General features: G+C 67.8%; 20 protein-coding genes. 9 read left to right on the top strand and 11 right to left on the bottom strand.

Annotated features, from left to right (window positions below; genetic code table 11):
• Nucleotides 1-2 precede the first annotated feature (2 nt).
• Entirely contained in the window at nt 3-638 is a 636-nt protein-coding gene (locus AC1DIX_RS05920; RefSeq protein WP_477322745.1) for a 1-acyl-sn-glycerol-3-phosphate acyltransferase, read from the bottom strand.
• Nucleotides 639-809: 171 nt separating this feature from the next.
• Between AC1DIX_RS05920 and arsC the strand changes: the two genes are divergently transcribed.
• On the top strand, nt 810-1151 hold the full coding sequence (gene arsC, locus AC1DIX_RS05915; protein ID WP_441933428.1) for an arsenate reductase (glutaredoxin): 342 nt from the start codon (nt 810-812) through the stop codon (nt 1149-1151).
• Between the two features lie 20 nt (nt 1152-1171).
• Here arsC and AC1DIX_RS05910 read toward each other — a convergent pair whose 3' ends face one another.
• Complete coding sequence (locus AC1DIX_RS05910) at nt 1172-2269, bottom strand: DUF1565 domain-containing protein (protein ID WP_477322743.1); 1098 nt, start codon at nt 2267-2269, stop codon at nt 1172-1174.
• A 219-nt stretch (nt 2270-2488) separates the two neighbouring features.
• On the opposite strand from AC1DIX_RS05910, the gene AC1DIX_RS05905 reads away from it, so the two are divergent.
• Nucleotides 2489-3343 (top strand): aldo/keto reductase, encoded by an 855-nt coding sequence (locus tag AC1DIX_RS05905; RefSeq protein WP_477322741.1) that lies wholly within the window; start codon nt 2489-2491, stop codon nt 3341-3343.
• Here the strand turns inward: AC1DIX_RS05905 and AC1DIX_RS05900 are convergent, their stop codons facing one another.
• From AC1DIX_RS05900 to AC1DIX_RS05885, 4 genes are all read right to left on the bottom strand, one after another.
• Nucleotides 3344-5122, bottom strand: coding sequence for a putative bifunctional diguanylate cyclase/phosphodiesterase (locus tag AC1DIX_RS05900; protein ID WP_477322739.1), 1779 nt, complete (start codon nt 5120-5122; stop codon nt 3344-3346). It lies immediately after the preceding gene.
• Complete coding sequence (locus AC1DIX_RS05895; RefSeq protein WP_477322737.1) at nt 5109-6437, bottom strand: sensor domain-containing diguanylate cyclase; 1329 nt, start codon at nt 6435-6437, stop codon at nt 5109-5111. The genes AC1DIX_RS05900 and AC1DIX_RS05895 overlap by 14 nt, the downstream gene beginning before the upstream one ends.
• Complete coding sequence (locus tag AC1DIX_RS05890; protein WP_477322735.1) at nt 6434-6826, bottom strand: phosphonate transporter; 393 nt, start codon at nt 6824-6826, stop codon at nt 6434-6436. Before AC1DIX_RS05890 ends, AC1DIX_RS05895 begins: the two co-directional genes overlap by 4 nt.
• 115 nt (nt 6827-6941) lie before the next feature.
• Nucleotides 6942-7373 carry an acyl-CoA thioesterase gene (locus AC1DIX_RS05885; RefSeq protein ID WP_477322732.1) on the bottom strand — a complete coding sequence of 144 codons (432 nt, stop codon included), beginning with the start codon at nt 7371-7373 and terminating at the stop codon, nt 6942-6944.
• A gap of 170 nt (nt 7374-7543) precedes the next feature.
• Here AC1DIX_RS05885 and AC1DIX_RS05880 point away from each other — a divergent pair, with 170 nt between their 5' ends.
• The gene (locus AC1DIX_RS05880; protein WP_477322730.1) at nt 7544-7903 is read left to right on the top strand and encodes a hypothetical protein; all 360 of its coding nucleotides are present in this window, start codon (nt 7544-7546) and stop codon (nt 7901-7903) included.
• Between the two features lie 6 nt (nt 7904-7909).
• Here AC1DIX_RS05880 and AC1DIX_RS05875 read toward each other — a convergent pair whose 3' ends face one another.
• From AC1DIX_RS05875 to AC1DIX_RS05865, 3 genes are all read right to left on the bottom strand, one after another.
• Nucleotides 7910-8671, bottom strand: coding sequence for a hypothetical protein (locus AC1DIX_RS05875; RefSeq protein ID WP_477322728.1), 762 nt, complete (start codon nt 8669-8671; stop codon nt 7910-7912).
• A 13-nt stretch (nt 8672-8684) separates the two neighbouring features.
• Complete coding sequence (gene pepN, locus AC1DIX_RS05870) at nt 8685-11327, bottom strand: aminopeptidase N (protein ID WP_477322726.1); 2643 nt, start codon at nt 11325-11327, stop codon at nt 8685-8687.
• Between the two features lie 175 nt (nt 11328-11502).
• Complete coding sequence (locus AC1DIX_RS05865) at nt 11503-12567, bottom strand: alkene reductase (RefSeq protein ID WP_477322724.1); 1065 nt, start codon at nt 12565-12567, stop codon at nt 11503-11505.
• 167 nt (nt 12568-12734) lie between these two features.
• Here AC1DIX_RS05865 and sugE point away from each other — a divergent pair, with 167 nt between their 5' ends.
• Nucleotides 12735-13055 carry a quaternary ammonium compound efflux SMR transporter SugE gene (gene sugE, locus AC1DIX_RS05860; protein ID WP_441933409.1) on the top strand — a complete coding sequence of 107 codons (321 nt, stop codon included), beginning with the start codon at nt 12735-12737 and terminating at the stop codon, nt 13053-13055.
• A gap of 14 nt (nt 13056-13069) precedes the next feature.
• On the opposite strand, the gene AC1DIX_RS05855 is transcribed toward sugE, so the two are convergent.
• The gene (locus AC1DIX_RS05855; protein WP_477322722.1) at nt 13070-13846 is read right to left on the bottom strand and encodes a substrate-binding periplasmic protein; all 777 of its coding nucleotides are present in this window, start codon (nt 13844-13846) and stop codon (nt 13070-13072) included.
• Nucleotides 13847-14026: 180 nt separating this feature from the next.
• On the opposite strand from AC1DIX_RS05855, the gene AC1DIX_RS05850 reads away from it, so the two are divergent.
• From AC1DIX_RS05850 to AC1DIX_RS05830, 5 genes are read left to right on the top strand one after another with little or no spacing between them, the layout of a single operon-like run.
• Nucleotides 14027-15037 (top strand): NAD-dependent epimerase/dehydratase family protein, encoded by a 1011-nt coding sequence (locus AC1DIX_RS05850; RefSeq protein WP_477322720.1) that lies wholly within the window; start codon nt 14027-14029, stop codon nt 15035-15037.
• Nucleotides 15030-16067, top strand: coding sequence for a glycosyltransferase family 2 protein (locus tag AC1DIX_RS05845; protein ID WP_477322718.1), 1038 nt, complete (start codon nt 15030-15032; stop codon nt 16065-16067). The genes AC1DIX_RS05850 and AC1DIX_RS05845 overlap by 8 nt, the downstream gene beginning before the upstream one ends.
• Complete coding sequence (locus AC1DIX_RS05840; protein WP_477322716.1) at nt 16064-17695, top strand: ArnT family glycosyltransferase; 1632 nt, start codon at nt 16064-16066, stop codon at nt 17693-17695. Before AC1DIX_RS05845 ends, AC1DIX_RS05840 begins: the two co-directional genes overlap by 4 nt.
• 4 nt (nt 17696-17699) lie before the next feature.
• On the top strand, nt 17700-18533 hold the full coding sequence (locus AC1DIX_RS05835; protein WP_477322714.1) for a phosphatase PAP2 family protein: 834 nt from the start codon (nt 17700-17702) through the stop codon (nt 18531-18533).
• On the top strand, nt 18526-18810 hold the full coding sequence (locus AC1DIX_RS05830; RefSeq protein ID WP_477250186.1) for a lipid-A-disaccharide synthase N-terminal domain-containing protein: 285 nt from the start codon (nt 18526-18528) through the stop codon (nt 18808-18810). Before AC1DIX_RS05835 ends, AC1DIX_RS05830 begins: the two co-directional genes overlap by 8 nt.
• Before the next feature lie 16 nt (nt 18811-18826).
• Here AC1DIX_RS05830 and AC1DIX_RS05825 read toward each other — a convergent pair whose 3' ends face one another.
• Nucleotides 18827-19726: a LysR substrate-binding domain-containing protein gene (locus AC1DIX_RS05825; RefSeq protein WP_477322712.1), complete on the bottom strand. Its 900-nt coding sequence runs from the start codon at nt 19724-19726 to the stop codon at nt 18827-18829.
• Nucleotides 19727-19766 lie beyond the last annotated feature (40 nt).

Here is a 19766-nt window from a genome sequence, read left to right as displayed (position 1 = left end):
GCTTATTTGCCCGAGGTCTGCTTGCGGGCGTCGTCGGTGCCCGGCTCGGCCAGGCGGATCGGCGCCGCATCCTTTGGATACTTCGCCTGCACGCCTTCGTAGGCCTGGGCGATCGCGGCCATGTCGGCGGCTTCGTCGCCGCTCAGGGTCATGGTCTTGGTGACGTCGACGACCTTTTTGCCGTAATCGATGGACACCAGCAGCACCGGCACCTGGGCCGCCAGCGCGATGCGGTAGAAGCCGCTCTTCCAGTAGGGACGGTAGCCGCGCGTGCCTTCCGGCGTGATCGCCAGCCAGAACCACTTCGATGCCAGCATGGTCTCGGCCAGGCGCCGGATCGCGCCCTGCGGCGCGCTGCGGTCGACGGCCACGCCGCCCCAATAGCGCATGATGGCGCCCATCGGGCCGCGGAACAGGGAATCCTTGGCCAGCCAGCGGAATTGCAGGCCGACCGCCCACTTGGCCAGCAGGCCGACGAAGAAGTCGAGATTCGAGGTGTGCGGGTAGACCACGGCGATGCCGTGCGGGCCGGGCAGGGGTTTGAAATAGAGATTCCAGCCGATCAGGTTCAGCAGGCGCAGGGCGGTGCGCTGGCCCCAGGTCGGCAGCTGTGCCGGGCGCGTCAGGTGTTCTTGCATTGTGTCTCTTTCAACCGGGCTTCTTTCATTTCGTCCCGGCAAATAAAGCGGCGATTCTATAGCGGGAAAAAACGCCGGACAAGCGAAAAAACTGGAAGCGTTGTAGCGCCGTCGGTATCATGCCTCGCCTGAGCAACAAGACTCACGCATTCTGCAACCTGGGATTTAACGATGGATATCAAGATTTTTCACAATCAGCGCTGCGGCACCTCCCGCACCACGCTCGGCCTGCTGCGCGACGCCGGCCACGAACCCGAAGTGGTCGACTACCTGGCCAATCCGCCCGCACGCGAGGAGCTGAGGGAAATGATCGCGAACGCCGGCCTGTCGGTGCGCGAGGCGGTGCGTAGCAAGGAAGCACGCTACGCCGAGCTGGGACTGGACGGCGCCGACGACGAGGCCCTGCTGGACGCCATGGTCGCCAATCCAATATTGATCAACCGGCCTTTCGTGATCACGCCGAAGGGTGTGCGCCTGTGCCGGCCTTCGGAACGGGTGAACGAGATCCTGTAGAGCGTCAAACGCTCTTGATCTCAGTGCTGGCAGGCGCCGATGTCGACCGCATCCGCCGGCCCGCGCAGCTTGCCGTAGAAGTCGGGCCCGTCGGCGCCATGTTCGAGGCCCTTGCCGATCGCCGGTGAATCCGCCGCCAGGCGGAAGTCCGGCGTGCCGCTGCGCGAGTAGCCGATGAAGCCGGGTGCGGCGGCGACGGTGCCGGACTGGCGCATGCCCTCGGCCAGGCGCCAGTCCGCCCCGCGGTTGCCGAACACCAGGTTGTTGCGGTAGCTGTTGTGCTTGCCCGTCGCGCCCTGTTCGGAAATGCCGTAGCGGTTGTCGAACACGATGTTGTTGAACACGTGGGTATGGTCGTTCGGCTCCTTGCTGTGATAAAAGTCGCCGCCGCCGACCAGGATGCCGGTGTTCGAGGCCGTGACCGTGTTGTTGACCACCACCACCCGGTTGGCGTCGTGCCACAGGTGGATGCCGGCTTCGGTCACGCGGTAGACGATGTTGTTGCGCACCGTGCCCGAAGTGCTCATGGCGATGCCCTGCACGTAGCGGCAGCCGGGCGGGCCGATGTCGTGCACGCTGTTGCTGGCGACTTCGGAAAACATTCCCTTGTAATAACTGTCGACGGCGATGCCGGCGCCGCCCTTGCTGGTGCAGGGCTGGCCGGTGGCGATGTGGTGCACGTGGTTGGCGGCGATGCGATTATAGGAACCGGCGCTGTAGATGCCTGTAGTCCAGGCTTGTCCGGCAACGTGGGCCGAGCCGTCGACCTCGAAGCCGAGGATGTCGACGTAGCTGGCGCGGTTGTCCCAGGCCACCTCGTGCCGCGAGACCGGCGGCGGCACCAGGCGGGCCTGCCAGCGTTCGGTGGAGCGGAACACGATGCGGGCATTGGCCAGGCCGTTGACGCTGGTGCGGAAGCCGCCCTGGTAGGTGCCGGGCAGCACGTTGACCGTGGTGCCGGGCGTGACCAGCTGGGCCGCACGGGCCAGCGAACGCAGCGGTGCCGTGGGCGTGCCGGGGTTGCTGTCCAGGCCGTCCGGCGCGACGTAGAGCTCGGTCGGCACGATCTGGGGCGTGACCGCCACCGGATGGTTGTCCTTGACGGTGCAGCCTGTCATGGCAAGGACTAGAAGAAAGAAAAGGAAGCGCGTCAGTGTCATGGTCGCAAGGCATGGGGCCGGTAAGAACCTGTCGGCTCTAAGCGGCCCAGTGTGCGCCTCGCAGGGGCGCGGAAACCCGGCTGCCTCAATCTCGCTCTTGTGCGCGCACAAACCCATGCGGCGCTTTGCTGCATGCCGTGTCTGCGGTATGGTTGGCTTTTACGCAAGGGAGGAAGCATGAAGGGATTGCTGTTGCCATCCGGAAGCCGGATTCCCGTGCTCGGCCAGGGCACCTGGAATATGGGCGAGGATCCATCCGCGCGCCGCGGCGAAGTAGCGGCGCTGCGCCTCGGGCTGGAGCTCGGCGTGACCTTGATCGACACCGCCGAGATGTACGGCGAGGGTGGCGCCGAGGAAGTAGTGGGCGAGGCGATCGCCGGCCGCCGCGACCAGGTGTTCCTGGTCAGCAAGGTCTATCCCCACAATGCCGACCGCCGCGGCGTGCAGGCGGCCTGCGAGCGCAGCCTGCGGCGCATGAAGACCGACAGCATCGATCTCTACCTGCTGCACTGGCGCGGCAACGTGCCGCTGGAGGAGACGCTGGAAGCCTTCGTCCGCCTGCGCGAGCATGGCAAGATCCGCGACTTCGGCGTCAGCAACTTCGACCTCGACGACATGCTGGAAGCGGCGGCGCTGCCCGGCGGCGAACTGATCGCCACCGACCAGGTGCTGTACAACCTGTCCCGGCGCGGCATCGAATGGGAGCTGCTGCCGTGGTGCCGCGAGCGGCGCATCCCGCTGATGGCCTATTCGCCGCTGGAGTCGAATCCGAACGAGCAGGCCGGCCTGCTGGGCAATCCGCAACTGGCGGCGGTGGCGGGCCGCCATGGCGTGACGCCGGCCCAGGTGGCGCTGGCCTGGCTGCTGCGGCAGGAAAACGTGGTGGTGATCCCGAAGGCGGTGCGGCCGCAGCACGTGCGCGAGAACCGCGCCGCGCTGGACCTGGCGCCGTCGCTCAGCGCCGAAGACCTGGCCCAGCTGGATGCCGGGTTTCCGCCGCCGCAACGGAGACGGCCGCTGGCGATGCGCTGATCAAGCCGCTTCGTACAGGCCGGCCCGCAGCCAGTCCAGCAGGGCGGCCGAAGTCAGCGGCCGGCTGAACAGATAGCCCTGGCCCTTGGCGCATTGCTGGCCGCGCACGGCGGCGGCCTGGGCTTCGGTCTCGATGCCCTCGGCCACCGTGCTCATGCCCAGGCTCTGGGCGACCTTCACGGTGGCTTCGATCAGCACGCGGTGGTGCTGGCTGGTGTCGGCCTGGCAGACGAAGGAGCGGTCGATCTTGACCGTGTCGACCGGCAGCTGGTGCAGGCTGGACAGCGAGGAATAGCCGGTGCCGAAGTCGTCCAGCGCCAGGGTGATGCCGATCGCCTTCAGCTCGTGCAGGCGCTGCTGCACCTGCTGGTCCTGGGCCGCCAGGCTTTCCGTCACTTCCAGCTGCAGCTGGGACGGATGCATGCCGGCATCAATCAGCACGCCGCGCACCGTCGTCGGCCAGTCCGGCTGGGCCAGCTGGGCGCGCGACAGGTTCACCGCCAGCAGGCGCGGGGCGGCGTCGCCGAGTTCGCGCTGCCAGCCCATGAAGTCGCGGCAGGCGCGGCGCAGCACGAAGTCGCCCAGCGCCCCGATCAGGCCCGATTCCTCGGCCACCTGGATGAATTCGAAGGGCGGCACCACGCCGCGCGCCGGATGCTGCCAGCGCACCAGGGCTTCGACCCCGGCCGAGAGGTCGGTGCCGCCGTCGGCGCGCAGGCCGACCACCGGCTGGTAGACCACGAACAGCTGATCCTCGAGCAGGGCCAGTCTCAGGTCCGACTCGATGTCGGCGCGGCGCGCGGCGCGTTCGCGCATGGCGGGCTCGAACATGGTGCACTGGTTGCCGCCGGCGCGCTTGGACTCGACCATCGCGATGCTGGCGTCGCGCAGCATCTCGCCGGCGAAGTCGCCGGCATCGGCGCCCCAGACCAGGCCGATCGACGGCTTGCAGGTGACTTCCTGGCCGCCGGGCAGCTGGTGCGGGCGGCCCAGCGCCTCCAGCAGGCGCGCCGCGATGCGCTCGGCATCGTCACGGCTGCGCAGGCCGTCGAGCAGCACCGCGAATTCGTCGGCGCCGACCCGGGCCGCCAGCTGGCCGCTGCCGCCGTTCGGATCGATGCGGTCGCTGGGCGGGCGCAGGGTAGCGCGGATGCGCTCGCCGATCTGCACCAGCAGGCGGTCGCCGGCACTCTGGCCGAGGGCGTCGTTGATCTGGCGGAAGCGGTCGCAATTCATGAACAGCAGGGCGAATCCGCCGCGGTTCGGATCGAGTCCGCAGGAGCGGCCCAGCATCTGCTGCGCCTGTTCCAGCAGGGCTTCGCGGTTCGGCATGCTGGTCAGGGCATCGGTGTGGGCGGCGGTCTTGAGGCGCCGCGCCAGTCTTTCCTGCTCGCGCTGGACTTCGTGGGTGGCGTCGGTGACCACCGCCATCAGGCGGGTCGGGTCGAGCTTCAGCACCGACAGCGACAGCCACTGCGGCGCGCCCGGTCCGGCGGCGTCGCCGAGCTGCAGGCGCAGGCCTTCGCACACCGAACCGGACGGCTCGGTGAAGTTGTCGGTCAGTTCGCGCAGCTGCGGCGCCACGCCGGCCAGCACGGTGAACAGGTTGTCCATGCTGCCGTCGCGCACCAGCGGCATCAGGAGACTGGACGACATCGGGTTCAGCATGTCGACCGCGCCGTCCAGGCTCGCCTGTACCAGGCCGATCGGGGCCCGGTACAGGAACTGCACCAGGGCTTCGTAGGCATCGGCATGGTTGATCGGCTTATTCGTGTGCATTGAGGTCTTTGCTCCAGCATTCGATCCGGTTGCGGCCGTTCGCCTTGGCGGCGTACAGGGCCCGGTCGGCGCGCTTGATCAGGGTGTCGAGGTCGATGGTCTCGCCGGCGTCGACTGCGGCGATGCCGGCGCTCACCGTGTAGGCGATCGACACGCCGTCGCAGGTCACCGGCTGGCTTTCGACCAGGCGGCGCAGGCGCTCGGCCACGGCCGCGGCGCCGTCCAGGGTCGAGGACGGCAGCAGCACGGCGAATTCCTCGCCGCCCACGCGCGCCACCACGTCGACCTGGCGGAAGGTCAGCGACAGGGCCGCGCCGAGCTGGCGCAGCACGCAGTCGCCGGCCGGGTGGCCGTGGCGGTCGTTGATCTGCTTGAAGTGGTCGGCGTCGAACAGGACCAGGGCGATCGGGCGCGGCGTGCGGCGGTTGCGCGTCAGCTCCAGTTCGGCCGCTTCGAAAAAGGCGCGGCGGTTGGCGACGCCGGTCAGGTGGTCGCAGAACGCCGACTTGCGGCGTTTGTCGACGGTGTCGCGCTTGTCGCTGATGTCGCGCAGGACCAGGCAGTAGGCCGCCTCGCCGTCGATGGGCAGGTCCGGCTCGCGGTCCGGCAGCGGCGAAATCATGGCGCTGCCCCAGAACTGGCTGCCGTCGGCACGCAGGCGCGGGCCTTCGTCCAGGCTCCAGCCATTGGCGTCGGCTTCGTGCAGGCGGTCCTGCACCTGCTCGGCGGTGGTCGCGCCTTCGGGATAGAACACGGAATAGGGCTGGCCGACCACCGAGGGCTGGAAGCCGGTGACGCGGGCGATGGTCTCGTTCCAGCAGCTGACCCGGCCTTCACGGTCGAGGCCGACCAGCGCATAGTCGCTGATGCTGGTCAGCAGGGCGTTCAGCCAGGCGTCGCTCTGGCGCAGCTGGCGCTCGCGGCGCACCTGCTCGCTGACGTCCTGCAGCACCGCCATCAGGCGCGAGCCGTCCAGCTTCAGGAGGCTCAGCGACAGCACCTGCGGCACCCGCATGCGCTTGCCGGCGGCGCCGCTGTTCAGGTGGATGTGCAGGCCGTCGCAGATCATGCCGCTCGGGCGGTCGAAGCTTGCGCACAGGTGGCGCAGTTCCGGCGCCACGTCTTCCAGCGCGGTGAACAGATTGGTCAGGCTGGCGTCGCGCGAGAGCGGCATCAGGAGCTGGGCCGAGATCGGATTGATCATCACGATCTCGCCGTCGATGCCGGTCTGCACCAGACCCACCGGGGCAAGGTAGAGGAACTGGATCAGCGCCTCATGCTCGGCCGCCAGTCGGGCGTGCGCGTCGGCGCTCACAGCTTGCGCTGTACCAGCACGTAGCGTTGCTCGCTGCCCGGCTCGGCCAGCAGGCGCAGCTTCACCTTCACCGGACGCATGCGCAGGGTCAGCACGTAGTCGATGGTGTCGTCGAGCGTAGTGCCCTCATCCTGGGCGTCTTCGAAGCGCTGGGCCACCATGAAATTGTTCATGCAGGGCGCGACGTTGGTGAACAGCGGCTGGCCCAGCACGCGCGCGGCGTTCAGGCCGGCAGCGTCGGATTCGGTCTGGTTGTACTTGCAGACATTGGTGTCGGCGCCGAAGCCGATCACGCCGAAGTCGAGGCGGTCGAGTTGTTCGGCATTCAGTTGCGCCAGCTGGCCATGGAGGCCGGGCGCGGTGAAAGACAGGTCGGTGGCGGCGGTCATGGCGATGTTTTTTTGTCGGAAAGCGAAAATTGTTGCAACACAGAAAGGAATGGTGACATGTCAGATTCAGCATGTCAAATCAATCGTGTGCGCATGTGACATTGGCACAAGGGGTTCAGTCGACGATCGCCGGCATGTAGGCGGCGAGGAACTCCTGCGGCATGCGGCGCGGCTTGCCGCTGCCGATCTCGATGCAGACCAGGTCCCAGCGGCCGCGCAGCACGGTGGCGCCGTCGCTGGCGCGCACCAGCTGGAAGCGGCGCGCCATCGACAGCTTGCCGTCGCCGCCCACCAGCCAGGTGGCCAGCAGCAGTTCCTCGTTCTCGAAGGTCGGCAGGATGTAATCGTATTCGCCGCGCCGGATCGCCATCGCGCGGTCAAGGCGCCGGTAATCCTCCAGGCCGAGCCCGAGCGATTCCGAATGGGCCCAGCCGATCTGCTCGCACCAGCGCACGTAGACGGCGTTATTGGTATGGTTCAGCCCATCGATATCGGCGGCGACCGGCACGCGCGGGAGCGTGAAAGGGTTTGCATGATCCCAGTTCAAGACGGTTCCTTCCTGGCGTTTGCGGTAGGGCCGGCCATTCTACAGCCGGTGCATGCGACACGCCAGGACGGGCTTTGCGACAATCAAGGCGGAGATGATGCAGCTCAGGCGTGCGCCGGGAACATCAGGGCGCTAATGTGGTCAAGCATCCGTTCAACGCGGGGGAGCCGATGTACACGATGATTCTGTTGCTGTATCTGCAGTCGGGGCTGGACGTCACCCTCGACCAGGCCAATCTGCGCGGGGAGTTCCGCAGCATGGGCGAATGCGAAGCCGCGGCGCGCAAGCTGCGCGGGCCGATCCCGATTCCGCGCAACGTCCAGGCCGCCTGGCAGGACGTCATGTGCATCAAGATCGATCCGAAGGTCAGCGTCAACCAGATGAAGCCGGTCGAGCTGGGCAAGCTGCTGCAGGAGCATCCGCCACTCGGTTGCCAGGGGGAGGGTGCGTGGGAACGGGTGGCCGAAATGTGCGTGGCGGCGCCTGCGGCGTCGAAAAGTGGCGCCGACAGCCCGGGCGGCAAGCGCTGAGCGCTCTCAGTCTTTTTTCCACTCCACGTTACTGGGGCAGGGAATGTTATCGGCCACCTCGTTACCCATGGCCATGCGTCCCATGCCGAGCGGACTGATGTTGCCGCCGCGCCGGCAGATGCTGCCGTTGCCGATCCGCTTGCGGTAGATGACGGTGCCGTCCGGCGAGGTATAGGTGTCGAAGTGCACGCTCTTCGAGCGGTCGACATGGGCCGCTTCGAGGCCGCGCCGGAAGCGTCCCATCGGCGTGTCCGGCTCGTCTGGCACTCCGGATTTCCCATTGCGCAGCACGCGGTCGATGCGGCCGGCCTGGCGCTTCGCCAGCCCGAGGGCGAAGCCGCCGTCGGCTTCCTTCTGTTCGCGGATCGCGTCCTGCACGGTGGTTGGCGCATGCGCGTCTTCGAGGCGCGGGACAGTGGGCGCCGCAGGCACGGCGGCGGGAGAGGGATCGGCAGGGGTGGCGGCCGGCGGGCCGGACTTCGCCGTTGGCGGCAAGGGGCTGCCGAAGAAATCGGCAATCGGCGGCAGGCGCCCGGCCCGCGGCCTCGGATAGCCCGGCGCGGCCGGCGCCTCGGGTTTCGACGGCGTCGACGGCGGTAGCTCGGGCACGGTGAGCAGCAGCCAGGTTGCCGCCTCCGGCGTCTCCGGCATGGGCGCCGGACGATGCCGCATCCAGGCCGGCAGCATCGCCATATGCATGAAAAAAATCAGCGCCAGCGCAGCGCGGTTCCTGGGAGGGAAACCTGCTGCGCCGGCGCCGTAGCTCATGCGGCGGGCTTGCTTACTTGACCGTCAAGGCCTGCTTGATCGCCACGCAGCGCTGGTCTTCTTCCAGCGTGTCGAGCAGGGCGCGGCGGGTGCCGGCGGACAGGTTCTTCATCTGCGCGCTGGCGGCCTGCAGGCGCTTGACGCTGGCCGGGGTGCAGCCCGACGGGATCATGCTCGGACCGTAGGCGCGCATGTAGACCGGGCCGGCCGTCTTGTCCAGCTGCGGCAGCAGGGACAGGCGCTGGTCGGCGGACTTCTCGGCCAGGGCTTTCTGCTCGGTCGGATACAGGCTGCCCATCGCCGTGCGCACCTTCGAGAACGGCAGCTTGGTCTTGGTGTCCTGGATGGTGCCGAGCCACTCGGACTTCACCGCCGGGTCCGGACGCACCACCGTCGACGCCAGCGCCGCGGCCTGGCCGCTGTCCGACTTGTCGCGCTCCTGCTCGGCCTTCACCAGGTTGGCCGCGCCCGGATAGTCGTAGCGGTTCAGGCGGGCGATGATGGCCCAGCGCAGGTCCTGGTTGATGCTCAGGCCGTCGAGCGTCTGCTTGCCTTCCAGCAGGGCGGCCAGACGGTCCAGCGCCGGACGTGAGCTGGCCACGCCGATATACATGCCGAACCAGCGGCGCTGGAAGTCGTCGTTGCCCTTGGCGGCGACGGCGGCGTTCCAGGCCATGTCCTCGAGCTGGCGGTCGACCTGGCGTGCGTAGGCGCTGTTCGGGTCGATGGCGACGAGGTAATGGCGGGCCGCGCCGACCTTGCCCAGCACGTCGCCCAGCAGGGTGTAGTCCTTCTCCTGCGGCGCGTTGTTCAGCGCGGTGGTGATGAATTCGTTGAGCGGCAGCTTGGCGTCGCGCACGCCGTCCCACAGGCTCTGCCACAGCATGGCGCGCAGCAGCGGATCGTCGACGCCAGAGAGGCCCGTGCGCGCGGTGTCGAAGGAGCGCTTGTCCAGCTGGACCTTCACGAAGCCCCAGTCCTCGAAATTCGGGTACACCAGGTCGGGGCAGCTGGCGCCGACCATGCCCGGCACGGCCGTCTTCGCGCCCTTGTAGATGATGGCGACGTTCTTGTCGAGCTTCAGTTCCTTGCCGTCCAGGCGGAAGCTGGCGACCTGCACGCGCTGTTCGCGCAGGGTCGGGAACTGCTTCGTGGCCGACTGATCGAGCGTGAACGAAGCGATCTTGCCGTTCTTGCAGCTGAAGCTGGCGGCGATGGTGTTCACGCCCGGCTGGTACAGCCACTCCCTGGTCCAGCCCTTCAGGTCGCGGCCGGCGGCGTCGCCCAGGCTGCCGATGAAGTCGTCCAGGGTGGCGTTGCGGTACTGGTACTTGACCAGGTAGTTGTGCACGCCCTTGCGGAAGGTGTCCGCGCCCAGCAGGTGGCGCAGCTGCATCAGGGTCGAGGCGCCCTTCGAATAGGTGATCGCGTCGATGTTGTCGAAGGCGTTCTGGGTCGACGGCACCGGCACCTCGATCGGGTGGGTGGTCGAGCGCTGGTCCTGCGCATAGGCGCTCTGCTTGCCTTCCGAGTAGAAGGCGCGCCAGGCGTCCTTGAACTCGGTGGCTTCGGCAGTAGCCAGGGTGCCCATGAAGGAAGCGAAGCTCTCGTTCAGCCACAGGCCGTTCCACCACTTCATGGTGACCAGGTCGCCGAACCACTGGTGGGCCATCTCGTGCATGATCACCGCGGCCAGGCGCTGGCGCTGCTCCGAGGTCATGTCGGCCTTGTACATGAAGCCGCGCTCGGCGAAGGTGATGGCGCCGGCGTTTTCCATCGCGCCATACAGGAAGTCCGGCACCAGGATCTGGTCGTATTTCTCGAACTGGTAGGGGATGCCGAAATAGTCGTCGAAGAAGGCGAGGCCGGACTTGGTGTACTTGAACCACTCGGCCGGCTTGATCTGCGAGGCAACCGACTGGCGCGCGAACAGGCGCATCGGGTACTTGCCGCTGCTGTCTTCCCACTTCTTGTAGGGGCCGGCGTGCATCGAGAAGTTATACGGGCTCAGCTTCTTGGTCCTGGGGAAGGTCCAGCGTTTGGCATCGCCATCGGCATCGATCTTCGTCTCGCGGGTGGTCGAGATCACTTCCCAGTCGGCGGGGACGGTCACGTTGACCTGGTAGGTACCCTTCAGGTCGGGCTGGTCGAACACCGCGAACATCTGGTGGGCGGCGGCCGGCTCGAAGTGGGAATAGGTGTAGACGCGGCCGTCGACCGGGTCGACCATGCGGTGCAGGCCTTCGCCGTTGGTGCTGTGCGGACGCTCGTACGCGATGGCGACGGTATTGCGGCCCTTGACCAGGTCGCCGGCGGCCAGGGTGATGAACCAGCCGTTGTACTGCGGGGTGACGCTCTTGCCGTTCACCGTCACCGACTTGACGCTGGCCTTGTCGAGGTCGATGGTGAGCGGGCTGGACGCGTCGTTCAGGTCGAAGCTCAGGGTCGTGGTGCCGCTGAAGTTCTCCTTGCCGGTCAGCGTGAAGTCGAGCACGTAGTCGACGTTCGAGACGCGGGCGGCGCGGGCGGCGGCATCCTGTTGCGACAGGAAGGCGTTTTCGGCGCGCGGCGCGGCGGCGGTGGCGGCATGGGTGGCGGGAGCGAAGGCCAGCGCGGCGGCGATGGCGAGCGGCATCAGGCGAAGAGCAGTTTTCACGGTTATCCTTGCGGCGATGGTCTGGGAATGAATCGCGCAAGAATAGCATGTCAGCAACATTAATCGTACTGATATGCCGGCCGGAACGGAGATTTTTTGCTGCCTTCGCCGCCTGTAGGGGGAAGTAAATACCCTTCGATATATGCATGCATATATCGAAGGGCGGCAAAAGCGCTTAGCCGTTCGCCTGCAAGGCCGGATAGTCGGTATAGCCCTCCGCACCCGGTGCGTAGAACTTGTCCGGACGCGCCGGGTTCAGCGGGGCGTCGGTCTTCAGGCGGGCCGGCAGGTCGGGGTTGGCGATGAACCACTGGCCCCAGGCAACCGCGTCGGCCTTGCCGCTGGACAGCAGCTCCTCGGCGCTTTCCTTGCTCATCTTTTCGTTGGCGATGTAGACGCCGCCAAAGATCTCTTTCAGCTGCGGACCGAGGCTGTCCGGGCCGACCGCTTCACGCGCGCAGATGAAGGCGATGCCGCGTTTGCCCAGCTCGCGGGCGACATAGCCGAAGGTTTCCAGCGGGGCCGAATCGCCCATGTCGTGGGCGTCGCGGCGCGGCGCCAGGTGCATGCCGACGCGGTCGGCGCCCCAGACTTCGATGCAGGCGTCCGTCACTTCCAGCATCAGGCGGGCGCGGTTCTCGATCGAGCCACCGTAGGCGTCGCTGCGCTGGTTGGTCTTATCTTGCAGGAACTGGTCGAGCAGATAGCCGTTGGCGCCGTGGATCTCGACGCCGTCGAAGCCGGCCTTCTTCGCATTCTCCGCGCCCTTGCGGTAGGCGGCGACGATGCCCGGGATCTCTTCAAGGTCGAGGGCGCGCGGGGTCTCGTATTCCTTGACCGGCCGCACAAGGCTGACGTGGCCGGCCGGCTTGAGCGCCGACGGGGCCACCGGCTGGTCGCCGTTCAGGAACAGCGGATCGGAGATGCGGCCCACGTGCCACAGCTGCAGGAAGATACGGCCGCCGGCCTGGTGCACGGCCGCCGTCACCTGTTTCCAGCCCTCGACCTGCTCGTCGGACCAGATGCCCGGGGTGTCGGCATAGCCCACGCCCATCGGCGTCACGGAAGTGGCTTCCGACAGGATCAGGCCGGCCGAGGCGCGCTGCCCATAGTATTCGGTCATCAGGGCGTTCGGCACGCGGCCTTCGCCGGCGGCGCGCGAGCGGGTCAGCGGCGCCATCACGATGCGGTTCGGCAGCTCCAGCGCGCCGACTTTCAATGGATCAAACAACGAAGTCATTGCTACTCCTGTTCTTGTTGACTGGGGATTCAGTAAGGCCGTGTCATCTTAAAGCACACGCGCAATTCCTGCCGGGATCGCCTCGTTTTTGACGCGCCGGCCGCAGGTGAGTCCATGGCGCCGGTGCTATACTTGCGGCCCTTTGAATGAAGATGAGCGGAGTTGCGATGAGCTGGGCGTATCTGGTGGTTGCCGGACTGTTGGAAGTGGCCTGGGCCGTGGGTCTGAAATACACCGCCGGCTTCACCCGCCTGTGGCCCTCCGTGTTCACCCTGGCAACGATGGCGGGCAGCGTCGGCATGCTGGGCCTGGCCCTGCGCGCCTTGCCGCTCGGCACCGCCTACGCCATCTGGACCGGCATCGGCACCGTCGGCACCGCCGTGTTCGGGATGATCATGCTGGGCGAGCCGGCCGGCGCCCTGCGCCTGCTGTCGATCGGCCTGATCGTGGCCGGCATCGTCGGCCTGAAGCTGCTTACGCCGGCCTGATCCGGCGCGACGGGTCAGTGCAAGCCCGTCCAGCGCGTGTAGATGCGGTCCAGCTCGCCGTCCGCCTTGAGCTTCTCGAGCGCGGCGCCGAGCAGGCGGGCGAGGTCGGGATCGGCCTTGCGGCTCACCCAGAAATACGAAGGCGCGGCGCCCAGGACCACAGGGAGCACGCGCACGCGCGGGCCGAGCCCCTCGCTGTGGATGTAGTGCTGCAGGGTCACTTCGTTGAGGTAAGCAAAGCGGCCGTGTCCGGCCAGCATCTTGTGCAGGTTGACGCCGTTGTCGTCGGTGGCGTCGTCGACCTGCACGCCGCCCGCTTTCAGCCAGTCCGTGAACACCGAGCCACGCTGGGTCGTGACCAGCGCGCCCAGTCGCACCAGGTCCTGCATGTCGCGCACCACGGCCGTGTCGCCGGCGCGCGCCACCAGCAGATGGCGCGCGACGTACACCGGTTTGCCCACCGGTACCGCGATGGCATTGCGGCGCGGCGAGGCGATCAGGGCGCAGGCGGCGTCCAGCCTGCCCGACTCCAGCCCGGCTTCGATGCCGGGCAGCGAGCGGCTGCGGTCGTAGCCCATGAAATGCAGGCGCGGCTCGATGCGCTCGATCGCGGCCATGACGTCCGGACAGATCCCGGTGACCCGCCCGGGCAGGGCCACCCATTTGGGCGCGATGGCTTCCTGCCCGACGACGCGCACGTCCATGGCCCACGCGCCGGCGCAGGCCGCCAGTCCGACAATGAGTGCCGCCAGGCGGCGAATGTGCTGTGATGCCTTGAAGCTGTTTGTCATTGTTATCGTTATGGTTCTCTCAAGCGCCAGGATTGTCGCACGAAGCGCCATCATGCCGCGCGCCGAATAACGCCGCCCGCACTCCGCGCACGTTTGATCCGTTCGGCATAGCCGCACCCTCAGCTCCCTAAACTCGGTGGCGAACCGGGGCCGCTTCGCCCCGACCGCGGAGGGAAACCGATGATCCTGTTGACGGGAGTGGCCGGCTTCGTCGGCATGCACCTGGCGCGCCGCCTGCTGGCCGAGGGACATGAGGTGGTCGGCATCGACCACCTCGGACCCTGCGCCGAGCCCGGGCTGAAGGAAAGGCGCCTGACCGCGCTGGGCGATGCCGCCGGCCTGCGCTTTTGCCGCATGGACGTCACCGACGGTGCCGCGCTGGACGCCCTGTTCCGCGGGCACCGTTTCGAACTGGCCATCCATCTGGCCGCCCAGACCGGCGTGCGCTATTCCTCCGAACATCCCCATGAATGCGTGATCAACAATGTGGCGGGCTTCGCCAACGTGCTCGAGTGCAGCCGCCGCCACGRCCTCGGGCACCTGGTCTACGCCAGCAGTTCCAGCACCTACGGCGCCAACCGCCGCCTGCCGTTCAGGGAGCACGACCCGGTCGACCACCCGGTCAGCGTGTACGCCGCCACCAAGCGCAGCGACGAGCTGCTGGCCCACAGCTACAGCCACCTCTACGGCCTGCCCACCACCGGGCTGCGCTTCTTCACCATCTACGGGCCCTGGGGACGGCCCGACATGGCGCCGATGCTGTTCGCGAAGGCCATCGCGGCCGGCCGCCCGATCGAGGTCTACAACGGCGGCCACATGCTGCGCGACTTCACCTATATCGACGACGTGGTCGAAGCGGTGCTGCGCCTGTGCGGGCGGCCGGCCGAGCCGGATCCGGACTTCGATCCGCTCGATCCGCACCCGGCCACCAGCCATGCGCCTTTCCGCATCTACAACGTCGGCAACCAGCAGCCGGTGCAGCTCTCGGAATTCATCGACGCCCTCGAGGACGCGCTCGGACACCGCGCCGAGCGGCTGGCGCGGCCCATGCCCGGCGCCGACATGGCGGCCACCTGCGCCGACACCCACGACCTGCGGCGGGCGATCGGCTGGGCGCCGTCCACGCCGCTGCGCACCGGCATCGCGCACTTCGTCGCGTGGTTCCGCCACCATGGGGCCTGCCATGCGTAAGCACGAGGCGGCGCTGGAGCCGCATTCCCTGTCGCTGGTCGTGCCCATGCACGACGAGGAAGACAATGTGCTGCCGCTGAGTACCCAGGTGCAGGCGGCGATGGCGGCGGCGCCCTGGCCGTGGCAGCTGATCCTGGTCGACGACGGCAGCCGCGACCGCACTGCCGAGCGTATCCGCGAAGCCGTGGCCGCCAGTCCCGGCCACATGGCGGCGGTCATCCTGCGGCGCAACTTCGGCCAGACCGCCGCGATGCAGGCCGGCATCGACGCCGCCGGCGGCAGCGTGATCGCCACCATGGACGGCGACCTGCAGAACAACCCGCACGACATCGTGCGCATGGTGAGGCGCCTGCTCGACGAGGACCTCGACCTGCTGGTCGGCTGGCGGCGCGAGCGCAAGGACAGCTTCTGGCTGCGCCGCTTGCCCTCGATGCTGGCGAATCGCCTGATCGCGGCCGTCACCGGGGTGCGCCTGCACGACTATGGCTGCTCCCTGAAGGTCTACCGCGCCCCGGTGCTGCGCGAGATCCGGCTGTACGGCGAGATGCACCGCTTCATCCCGACCTGGATGGCCACCGTGACCTCGCCCGACCGCATCCGCGAAGAGGAGGTCAGCCACTTCCCGCGCATCCACGGGCAATCGAAGTACGGCTTGTCGCGCACCTTCAAGGTCCTGCTCGATCTGCTGTCGATGTATTTCTTCGTGCGTTTCCGCGCCAGCCCCGGCCATTTCTTCGGACGCATCGGCCTCGCCTGCGGCTTCGCCGGCATGGCGGCGCTGGGCTGGCTGGCCTGGCTCAAGCTGGGGGAGGGCGAGGCCATCGCCAGCAGGCCGTTGCTGCTGCTGGCGGTGCTGCTGGTCGTGATCGGGGTGCAGTTCGTCTGCACGGGCATCGTCACCGAAGTGCTGGCGCGCACCTATTTCGAGGTCGGCGCCGCCCGCACCTACCTGGTCCGCGAAACCCTGGGCAGCCTGGGCGAAGCGGACCCCGCCGACGGGCGCCGCGCCGGCGAGGCGGCGCAGCCATGAGCGGCGGTCCGTTGAGGGAAGGCGCCGGGCTGCCGCGGCCCATGGGAGGCGACGGACGCCGGCTGGGCAGGGCGGCTGCAACGGCCGAGGCGGTGCCCTGGCTGCTGCCCCTGCTGCTGGCCGGCGCGGTCCTGGTCGGGCTCTACCTGAACCTCGGCGCCTTGCCCCTGTTCGACGTCGACGAGGGCGCCTTCGGCGAAGCCACGCGCGAGATGCTCGAACGCGGCGACTACGTGTCCACCTGGCTGAACGGCCAGCCGCGCTACGACAAGCCCATCCTCGTCTACTGGCTGCAGGCGGCGTCGGTGCGGATCCTGGGCCTGGACGCGTTCGCGCTGCGCCTGCCGTCGGCGCTGGCCGCCAGCGCCTGGATCGTGGCCGTCTTCGCCTTCGCGCGCCGCCACATCGACCGCGACACCGGCTACGCCGCGGCCTTCATTGCCGCCGGCACGGCCGGTGTCGGCGTGATCGGGCGCGGGGCGACCGCCGATGCGCTGCTCAACCTCTTCCTGGCGCTGAGCATGTTCGACATCGTCCGCTACGCCGGGGACCCGCGGCCCTTGTGGCGACGGCGCGCCTTCCTGTGGATCGGCCTCGGCCTGCTGACCAAGGGGCCGGTGGCGCTGCTGGTGCCGGGCGCCGCCAGCCTGCTGGCCTTCTCGCTGCTGGGAAGAATGGCCGACTGGGGGCGGGCGGTGCGCGACCCCGCCGGCTGGGCCATCCTGCTGGCGGTCGCCTTGCCCTGGTACCTGCTCGAATACGTAAGCCGCGGGGATGCTTTCCTGGCCGGCTTCTTCATGCGCCACAACGTCGAGCGTTTCCTTTCGCCGCTGCAGGGGCATGGCGGCGGGCCTTTGTATTACCTGCCGGCGATCCTGGTGCTGCTGCTGCCGTATACCGGGCTGTTCCTGCGCAGCTTGCCCGGACTGCGCAAGCTGCGGCATCCGCGCGCGGCGCCGCTCGACACCTTCCTGTGGTGCTGGTTCCTGTTCGTCTTCGTGTTCTTTTCGCTGGCCGGCACCAAGCTGCCGCACTACCTGCTGTATGGTGCGACCCCGCTGTTCATCCTGATGGCGCGTGGGCGCGGCACGCTGCGCTCGCATGTGCTGGCCTTTACGCCGCCGCTGCTCTTCCTCGGGCTGGTGGCGGCCCTGCCGGTCTTGCTGGAGGGCCTGCCCCCCGGCATCCGCAACCCCTATGTGCGCGAGGCGCTGGGCCGGACCGAGGTGTTCGGCGCGGGCTGGCGGCTGGGCGCGCTGGCGCTGCTGGCGGCCGTGCTCGGGCTGGCGTTGTGGCGCGGCGCCTCGCTGTGGCGGCGCCTGGCCCTGGCCGGACTGCTGTGCTCGCTGGCCCTGGCCTGTCTGCTGCTGCCGGCGGCGGCCGAGTTGCAGCAGGGGCCGCTGAAGGAAGCGGCCCTGCTGGCCCGGCGCGCCGGCTGGGAGGTGCACAGCTGGCGCATCGATATGCCGAGCTTTTCGGTCTACCGCGGCGCCGTCACGCCGGCGGCGGCGCCGCTGCCGAGGCCCGGCCAGGTGATCCTGACCCGCAGCGACGCCCTGGCAGCCCTCGGCCCGGTGCGGCTGCTGTACCGGAAGGGCGGCATCGTGCTGGCCCGCATGCCCGGATGAGCCGATGGCGCCGGCCCTTCGTACTCCCCGGGTATGGCTGCCGCCCGCCATCGGGCTGGCGCTGCTGGTGCTGGTGCTCGCCAGCGGCGCCAACCGCGCCGCCTTCCTGGCGCTGAACCATGCCGGCCACGCGCTCGGCCCCCTGTTCTGGCTGCACCTGACCATGCTGGGCGACGGCGCGGTGGCGCTGGCGCTGGTGCTGCCTTGCATCCGGCGTGTCCCGCACTGCTTCTGGGCGGCGCTGGCGGCGGCGGTGTTCGCGGCGCTCTGGACCCAGGTGACCAAGCAATTCGTCGACATGCCGCGTCCCTTGTCCGTGCTGGCGCCGGACCAGTTCTTCCAGTCGGGACCGGCCTACCGGCGGGTGTCCTTCCCGTCCGGGCATGCGGCGGCGGCCTTCGCCATGGCCGGCATCTGGAGCATGGGCGTGGCGGGAAGTCCGCTGCGGCGCATGCTGCTCCTGCTGCTCGCCAGCCTGGTCAGCCTGTCGCGCATCATGGCGGGCGTGCATTGGCCGGTCGACATCCTGTGCGGCATGCTCGGCGGCTGGCTGGGCGCCTGGCTCGGCCTCAGGCTTTCCGGCCGCTGGGCCTGGCCCACCGCCGGCGTGGGCGGCCTGATGGCCGGTCTGGTGCTGCTGGGCGTGGCGGCGAGCCTGCTGGTGAGCCGGCATATCGGCATCCCGGCGGTGCTGCCGGCCCAGCGCCTCATCGGGCTGGTCTGCCTGTTGTGGGGCGGCTGGGAACTGCTGCGGATGTGGCCGTGGTCGGCAGGGCGCCTGGGCGGGCGCCGCACCGCGCGGCGGCGGCAGATCGAGGAGGAGGAAGTCGATGGGTGAGGATGGCTGGTGGCTGCTGGTCGGCTTCGGCGGCCAGGCTTTGTTCATGGGGCGCTTCGTAATCCAGTGGTTCGTCAGCGAACGGCGGCGCCGCAGCGTGATTCCTGTGTCTTTCTGGTACCTGAGCATCCTGGGCGCGCTGGTGCTGCTCGCGTATGCGGCGCACCGGCGCGATCCGGTCTTCATCGCCGGCCAGGGGCTGGGCGTGGCGATCTACCTGCGCAACCTGCACCTGATCCGGGCGGAACGGGCGCAGATGCGCGAGGCCGGCGGCTAAGGAAGGCTCGGCACGCTCAGTGACTGCTGAGAAGCCATTTTGCAAACCCCAATACACGCGCATCGTTTTGCAAGTGGCGCGGATACACAATCCAGAAAGCGTATGGGTTATCCAATCTCAGCTTGAATGGTTCGACCAGATCGCCATTGTGCAAATCATCCCGCACCAATGGCTCAGGTGCCAGGGCAATGCCTTTCGCCGCTCGCGCCGCTTCGATCGCCAGGAAAACGCTGGAATAACGCAGGCTGGCCTGATTGGGCGGCATCGGCAATCCTTGTGTCTCCAGCCACTCGATCCAGCCAGGTGGCTTGCCGGGAAGATGGATCGTACTGTCGTGTATCAGCGTGTGGTGTAGAACATCTGCGGGCGTGTGAAGCGGCGGGGAAGCGAGAGCTTGCAAGGCAGGGCTGCAGACCGCAATCATGTCGGCACTCATCCAGTGCTGGGTGATCGCACCAGGATACCGGCCGTCACCATATCGCAGGGCAATATCAAATTTGCCGTCCTTAAAATCGACGACTTCATCGTCGTCGCTCAGTTCAAGGGCTAAGCCGGGGTGGGTGGACTGATATTCAGCGATGCGGTGCACCAGATATTTCGCCGCTAATGAGGGCATGGCGGTAACGCGCAATGCCTGAGTGTTGCCGATCGATGGCGGCTGCAGTACGTCTTCAAGTCCTGTAAACAGCTCGAAAAGGCGGGCTGCCAGGGTCTTGCCGTAAGGGGTAAGCACGACGGCGCGGTTCTGGCGTACAAACAAGGGCAGTCCCAGATATTCCTCCAGGCGCTTGACTTGATGACTGATCGCCGTCGGGGTGACATGCAGTTCCGCCGCCGCCTCCTGAAAGCTCACATGTCGTGCGGCGGCTTCGAAACTGCGCGCAGCGATGAGTGGAGGATTCGGTCGACGCTTCATCCAATGATTCTATCAGATGAATTTGGTTCATCTGAAAGCG

The sequence above is a fragment of the Massilia sp. 05N420 genome (genome assembly GCF_056397205.1).
Note: the sequence above shows the minus strand (reverse complement) of the source record. Positions and strands in the feature narration are given on the sequence as shown.

What these genes read in the sequence shown, in the direction of transcription:
- AC1DIX_RS05920 (WP_477322745.1), bottom strand. Translation starts at nt 638, where the DNA reads ATGCAAGAACACCTGACGCGCCCGGCACAGCTGCCGACCTGGGGCCAG.
- arsC (WP_441933428.1), top strand. Translation starts at nt 810, where the DNA reads ATGGATATCAAGATTTTTCACAATCAGCGCTGCGGCACCTCCCGCACC.
- AC1DIX_RS05910 (WP_477322743.1), bottom strand. Translation starts at nt 2,269, where the DNA reads ATGACAGGCTGCACCGTCAAGGACAACCATCCGGTGGCGGTCACGCCC.
- AC1DIX_RS05905 (WP_477322741.1), top strand. Translation starts at nt 2,489, where the DNA reads ATGAAGGGATTGCTGTTGCCATCCGGAAGCCGGATTCCCGTGCTCGGC.
- AC1DIX_RS05900 (WP_477322739.1), bottom strand. Translation starts at nt 5,122, where the DNA reads ATGCACACGAATAAGCCGATCAACCATGCCGATGCCTACGAAGCCCTG.
- AC1DIX_RS05890 (WP_477322735.1), bottom strand. Translation starts at nt 6,826, where the DNA reads ATGACCGCCGCCACCGACCTGTCTTTCACCGCGCCCGGCCTCCATGGC.
- AC1DIX_RS05880 (WP_477322730.1), top strand. Translation starts at nt 7,544, where the DNA reads ATGTACACGATGATTCTGTTGCTGTATCTGCAGTCGGGGCTGGACGTC.
- AC1DIX_RS05875 (WP_477322728.1), bottom strand. Translation starts at nt 8,671, where the DNA reads ATGAGCTACGGCGCCGGCGCAGCAGGTTTCCCTCCCAGGAACCGCGCT.
- AC1DIX_RS05865 (WP_477322724.1), bottom strand. Translation starts at nt 12,567, where the DNA reads ATGACTTCGTTGTTTGATCCATTGAAAGTCGGCGCGCTGGAGCTGCCG.
- sugE (WP_441933409.1), top strand. Translation starts at nt 12,735, where the DNA reads ATGAGCTGGGCGTATCTGGTGGTTGCCGGACTGTTGGAAGTGGCCTGG.
- AC1DIX_RS05855 (WP_477322722.1), bottom strand. Translation starts at nt 13,846, where the DNA reads ATGACAAACAGCTTCAAGGCATCACAGCACATTCGCCGCCTGGCGGCA.
- AC1DIX_RS05845 (WP_477322718.1), top strand. Translation starts at nt 15,030, where the DNA reads ATGCGTAAGCACGAGGCGGCGCTGGAGCCGCATTCCCTGTCGCTGGTC.
- AC1DIX_RS05840 (WP_477322716.1), top strand. Translation starts at nt 16,064, where the DNA reads ATGAGCGGCGGTCCGTTGAGGGAAGGCGCCGGGCTGCCGCGGCCCATG.
- AC1DIX_RS05835 (WP_477322714.1), top strand. Translation starts at nt 17,700, where the DNA reads ATGGCGCCGGCCCTTCGTACTCCCCGGGTATGGCTGCCGCCCGCCATC.
- AC1DIX_RS05830 (WP_477250186.1), top strand. Translation starts at nt 18,526, where the DNA reads ATGGGTGAGGATGGCTGGTGGCTGCTGGTCGGCTTCGGCGGCCAGGCT.
- AC1DIX_RS05825 (WP_477322712.1), bottom strand. Translation starts at nt 19,726, where the DNA reads ATGAAGCGTCGACCGAATCCTCCACTCATCGCTGCGCGCAGTTTCGAA.